The sequence below is a fragment of the Breznakia sp. PF5-3 genome, assembly GCF_029504745.1.
Lineage (GTDB): Bacteria > Bacillota_I > Bacilli_A > Erysipelotrichales > Erysipelotrichaceae > Breznakia.
Window position 1 is genome coordinate 1 of the sequence record NZ_JAQFIQ010000069.1, and the last position, 5,706, is coordinate 5,706.

The following is a 5,706-nucleotide window of genomic DNA, read 5'->3' on the forward strand; positions in this document are numbered from 1 at the left end:
TTATCGACTAAAATAGAGAAATTTCCTGCCTAATAGATTGTATCATATACCTTGTTATAAAAAAAGACCATTGACTTCTTTTGTCAACAGTCTGAGAGTATATCTTTTAAAGATATACTCTTTTTTTTTAGGAAGCTGAAATTAAAAAATGAATATACGAGTGATTGGAGGTTTGAAATGAAATATTTAAAATTTTTATTTAACATTTCATCATGGATAACAATACTTATAGGAGTATTAATCTGCTTAGGGTATTTGAATTATGAATATACTGCTATTCTTTTTTTTAGTGCGCTTATAATGAGTATATGCTCTTATTTTATTCATAAAAAACAAGCTTGACATATCTCGCTTTAAGTGATAATTTATTATGTATAGAATATAGAAAGGATGGAAAGGGGTTTTAATGTTTAAAAAATATCCGTGTGTTTTACAACATGATCATAATGATTGTGCAGCTGCGGCATTATCAACAATTCTATTAACATATGGAAGCGAAGTGTCCATATTAGAAATTAGAGATAGTATAAAAACGGATTTAAATGGGACGACAGTAAAAGGAATCATAGAAGGACTTGAGAAGTTCAAATTCCAAACAAAAGCTTTACGTACAGAGACACAGGAGCTGACTTTGGATATTACATTACCAGCGATTGCAATGGTGCACACTAGTAATAATCAAGAACATTTTGTTGTTCTACATAAAATTAAAAAGAATGATACTTTTATTATTGCAGATCCTGCGAAAGGTATTATTGAAAAAACACGTGAAGAATTTGATAAAATCTTTACAGGTGTTTTTATTATGATGATACCAATGAGTGATTTTGAAAAAATGAAATTTTCTTCTGCAACGATGTATGAAGTATTCAAGAATTTGATTTTTCCTCATAAAGCATTACTGTTGCAAGTTATTTTAATATCGATGTTACTTAGTTTTTTAGGAATTTTTGTATCTTTGTTCTCAAAGGTATTGATGGACGAAATAATACCTTATCAATTAAAGAATACACTTTATATCTATTTGCTATTTTTTATAATTGTAACACTATTTCAAAATATATTGTCTGCTTTTAGACAGCATATTTTGTTGTTCTTAGCGCGAAAGATAGATATCCCATTATTGCTTGGTTATTATCAACATATTTTACATTTGCCATATAAGTTTTTTGTATCACGAAGAATCGGTGATATTATTACTCGTTTTCAAGACGCAAGTACGATTAAAGAGATCTTTACTAGCTTATCTATCTCTTTGGTTATGGATATAGTATTGGCAAGTGTCACATGTATTGTTTTATTTAGTTTGAATAGTACTTTATTTTTGGTTTTAGCAATTATTGTTTTAATAAATATAGTTTTAATTTATGCTTTTAAAGGTTCATATAAAAAAATCAATTATAAACAAATGGAGGCATCTTCTAGATTAAATTCTCAATTGATTGAATCTTTGAAAAATATTGAGACAATCAAAGCTCAAAATGATGAAAAAGCACAAATGAATCACGTTGAAGAAAACTTAGTCACATCAGAGAAAATTGCATATCAAGAAGGACGATTGCAAAATCTACAATCATTCCTTTCAAATACATTAAATGCCATTGGAAACTTGGTATTCATGGGAGTGGGAGCAATATTTATCATTGATGGAAATATGACAATTGGTGATTTATTGGTATTTCAAACATTAAGTCAGTATTTCATGGAACCAGTGCAAAGTCTTGTATCACTTCAATTATCATTTCAAGAAGCACATATTGCTATGCAAAGGTTGAGTGAATTGATGTCACTAAAGATAGAAAATGCAGAAAAAACACTTATTCATAAGATTTCTTTGAATGAGCAAATAAGGTTTTCTAATGTTACATTTGCATATGGGAATCGCATTCCAATATTAAATAATTTTTCTTTGGTAATTCCACCAGGGAAAGCAATTGCTTTAATTGGCGAAAGTGGAGCTGGAAAGAGCACAATTATAAAATTATTATTGAAATTTTTGGAAGTGAATGAAGGCAAAATATCATTTGGAAAACATAATATTGTTGATATTGACACCTATACACTACGTCAGAAAATAGCATATATTCCACAAAATATTGAATTGTTTACAGGGACAATTATTGATAATTTACAAGTTGGACATCCAGAGGCTCGGTATGAAGATATTATTTTGGCTTGCAAACAAGCTGGTGCTGATGAATTTATTGATAATTTACCTGATCGATATATGACGTTCATTGAAGAAGGTGCTAGTAATTTATCTGGTGGCGAACAGCAAAGATTGGCACTAGCCAGAGCATTGCTCGGCAATCCCGATTTATATGTGTTTGATGAAGTTACATCAAATTTGGATTCTTTTAGTGAACTTAGAATACATGAATTAATTTTTAAGAAATTGTATAAAAAAACAAGAATTATTGTTGCTCACAGGTTATCAACAATCCGTAGCTGTGATGAAATTTATTTTATTAAGGATGGAGAAATAATTGAAAAGGGTTCACATGATGAACTGATGAGATTAAATGGACAATACGCAAAGATGATTTCTCTGCAAGAATCATCACCCGAAAAATATAAGCCTAGAGAAGAAGTGATGGAGGAAATGGTATATGAGTAAATTGAATGTGTTAGAGAATAAATCATTGCTATTGAAACAGGTTGTAAAATGTGAAATACACAATATTTCGATTTATGAGTTTGATAGAAAACTACAATTATTTATTCAACGGTTACAAACTATGAACGCTGATTTATTTGGTCCATTGGTTACCCATATGAAAGGGACGACATTTAATGAAAAAGGCGAAGTTAAAGCGGATTATGAAATTTTTGTACAAGCAAATAATTATTTAGATTTTAAAGATGAATTTATTGTAATGGATATGTTTCGATTTGATCATTGTATTTGCTTACGATTTGAAGATCATCCAAAATATTTTGATTTAGCTCATCAAAAGTTGCAAGTGTATCTTTATGAACATGATTTAGACAGCTCTGGATCGGTGATTACAGTGCTTATGGAAGAAAGTGAAGCAATGATAAAAGCAGATATTTTTATTCCCATAGTAGGAGTAGGGTATGAAGTTTCATAGTAAAGAAGAATTACAATCATCAAGAATTTTCTTTGATAAAAATCCACCTAAATATATTTATTTGTTTGTGTTTTTGGTATGCCTTTTTATTGTTGTTTGTTTATGGTTTTCATTGTATGCAACAAAAACATATGTCGTGAAAGCAAATGGAGAGATTATTACTACAGATAATCAATATATTACGTCAAATGTAAATGGAACAGTGAGTGAAATACAAAAAGCAGAAGGAAGCCAAGTGAGAAAAGGGGATATTCTTTTTATTGCAAATAATGGAATAACGGGTGTACAAGGAGAAGCATTATTAGAGCAGCTTAACTTTGCAAAAGAAAAATTAGCTGCTATGGATTTGTTTGAGCGCTCGCTAAACGAAAAAACAAATTATTTGGAGAATGATGGTGTGCAACAGGAATATTTTGGGAAAGTGGAATATTATTTATTGCAAGTTTACGAAGATGAAATTAATTTGCAGCAACAGCAAAAAGAATATGCAAAAAAGAGTGAAAAAATTGTAAATATAGAGAAGGAAATAGAGAATTTGCGCAAAAGCACGGCAGAAGATTCTCAAGATGAAATAATAAGTAAAAGCAGTGAAATAGAAACGTTGAATAATGAATTGGATACATTGCAGTTGCAGATGAAAAGCACTTCACAAAACGATAAATTGCGTACACAATTTATATCTGAATTGGGTTCTTCGCGAACGCAAGTGGAAACACAGATAACGGAATTGGAAGGGAATCGATCTGCTTCTGTAAATGAAGATAAAACATTTATTGCGAAAGCACAGAACGATGGAATAGTGCATTACAGAATTCCTATTAAATTAGGAATGAATGTACAAGTGAATCAGATTGTTGCTGAAGTAAGTAAAAATGATGAAAAGGACTATCTAGTAGAAGCATATGTTGATGCTGCTGAAATATCAAAAATTTCTGAAAAGAATAGCGTAAATATATCAATTATCGGTGTAAATACGCAGATATACGGTGATTTGAAAGGTGAAATTATTTCTATTGATAATGGAACAATCACACAAGAAACTCAAGATGGAACGATATTGGTATATCGTTGTTTGATTCGTTTAGAACAAACGAAACTGAATGGAAAAGACGATACTTATATACAAGCAATGAAATCAATGCCAGTGGAGGTGCAGATCATTTATGATAATGAAAGTTATCTAGACTGGATTTTAGAATTATTGAGTTTTAAAAGTTAACATGTTATAAAATGAATACAGCTGATCATTTTATATATAGGAAAGGAGGAAGATTATGGAACTAATTATGCCAAATAACAGTTTGGAAATGAATGCGAATGAAATGGCATATGTTGATGGAAGTTGGAAACTTTATACAAATTGGTGGGGCTTATGCTTAAAGCTAACTAAGAATGAATGTTCAAAAATAGCACTTGGTACAAGAGCTGCTAGCCTTATAACGGGAAATCCAACTGCATTAGCATTAGCTAAAGCGTTCTCTTGGGCAGCTAGCTGGGGTGCAGCTAACAATGGCTTATACATTAATAAGACATGGACTGGATACGGCTGGGTATCTTGGTAAATAGATAATCATGAAAAATAAAATTTTATTTGTAAGTAGAGTAATGACAACATTGGCAATGCTTATAATAGTGATATTTGAAATGATATACGATGTGCATTATGATTGGATATGGTTTGTGTTACTTATTCTATTGTCAATTGAGTTATGTTTAGAGATTATCAAAGAAAGGTGTTCTTGAAAAGAACACTTTTCTTTTAGGGAAATAGGCAGACAATATGAATTTAAAAGTAGAATATCTTGAATATTCAATTATGAAAGGAGAATGGAATTGGAATTCATATTACCGAAAGTATGCGTTGAATTACAAACTGATGAAATTGTTGGGAAAGGTTATTGGACTCATGTTAGAAATGCAGAATGGACATGGACTTTTACCAAAAGAGATTGTGCCAATATTTCTTGGATTATGAGCGCGGGAGCGAGTATCGCATCTGCAGTGGGGTACTTTTGCCCACAAGTAGCCCCATATGCAAGTGTATTAGCATCAGCATTGGGGTTTGGATCTAAACTATTTAGTAATGGAGCTAAATATAATGGAATCCGTGTTTATTTCCACACAATGTGGTGGGGAAGAACGCCTCGGTGGGCGCAGTATATTTAGATAAGAAGAGGATGTATTCCTCTTCCATTATATATTTTTGATGTATGAGATTATTCAAAAATGATTGACAAGATAAAAAAATATGCTTATAATTACAACAATACAAAAAGACAGTGATAAGAACTAGTAAAGATATGGATTTTATAGAGACTTCTTGGTTGGTGGAAAAGAAGATATGAAGTATCTTGAACACATCTTTGAGTCATAAAGGTGAAATGAGTAATCTTTATCGGTTTCCTTGCATCCGTTATCATGCTAGAGTATGTTAGTACTTGAAGAGGTTGGTATTGTGAAATACTGATAAAAAAAGGTGGAACCACGTGAGCTAAGACTTTCGTCCTTTGGATGAAAGTCTTTTTTTGGTGTGCTAGGCATGGCATATATCTAGTGGTGAAAGTCCACTGTGGGGGGTGTAGTCGCTAACCCGTAGCCGAAGACAAGGGTGTCC

Annotated in this window: 5 protein-coding genes and 1 other annotated feature; all 5 genes read left to right on the forward strand. The window is 31.4% G+C overall.

The window, feature by feature from the left end; translation table 11 throughout:
* Positions 1–406 precede the first annotated feature (406 nt).
* The 5 genes from M2475_RS11115 to M2475_RS11135 all read left to right on the forward strand — a co-directional run bounded on the left by M2475_RS11115 (position 407) and on the right by M2475_RS11135 (position 5,258).
* Positions 407–2,617: a peptidase domain-containing ABC transporter gene (locus tag M2475_RS11115; protein ID WP_277491588.1), complete on the forward strand. Its 2,211-nt coding sequence runs from the start codon at positions 407–409 to the stop codon at positions 2,615–2,617.
* Positions 2,610–3,092, forward strand: a complete 483-nt coding sequence (locus M2475_RS11120; protein WP_277491589.1) for a hypothetical protein — start codon at positions 2,610–2,612, stop codon at positions 3,090–3,092. Before M2475_RS11115 ends, M2475_RS11120 begins: the two co-directional genes overlap by 8 nt.
* Positions 3,079–4,311, forward strand: a complete 1,233-nt coding sequence (locus M2475_RS11125) for an HlyD family efflux transporter periplasmic adaptor subunit (protein ID WP_277491591.1) — start codon at positions 3,079–3,081, stop codon at positions 4,309–4,311. The genes M2475_RS11120 and M2475_RS11125 overlap by 14 nt, the downstream gene beginning before the upstream one ends.
* 55 nt (positions 4,312–4,366) lie before the next feature.
* Positions 4,367–4,654, forward strand: a complete 288-nt coding sequence (locus M2475_RS11130) for a hypothetical protein (RefSeq protein ID WP_277491592.1) — start codon at positions 4,367–4,369, stop codon at positions 4,652–4,654.
* A gap of 271 nt (positions 4,655–4,925) precedes the next feature.
* The gene (locus M2475_RS11135; protein ID WP_277491593.1) at positions 4,926–5,258 is read left to right on the forward strand and encodes a hypothetical protein; all 333 of its coding nucleotides are present in this window, start codon (positions 4,926–4,928) and stop codon (positions 5,256–5,258) included.
* 104 nt (positions 5,259–5,362) lie between these two features.
* Positions 5,363–5,603, forward strand: a binding site (T-box leader).
* The last annotated feature ends 103 nt before the right edge of the window (positions 5,604–5,706 follow it).

What these genes read in the sequence shown, in the direction of transcription:
- M2475_RS11115 (WP_277491588.1), top strand. Translation starts at nt 407, where the DNA reads ATGTTTAAAAAATATCCGTGTGTTTTACAACATGATCATAATGATTGT.
- M2475_RS11120 (WP_277491589.1), top strand. Translation starts at nt 2,610, where the DNA reads ATGAGTAAATTGAATGTGTTAGAGAATAAATCATTGCTATTGAAACAG.
- M2475_RS11125 (WP_277491591.1), top strand. Translation starts at nt 3,079, where the DNA reads ATGAAGTTTCATAGTAAAGAAGAATTACAATCATCAAGAATTTTCTTT.
- M2475_RS11130 (WP_277491592.1), top strand. Translation starts at nt 4,367, where the DNA reads ATGGAACTAATTATGCCAAATAACAGTTTGGAAATGAATGCGAATGAA.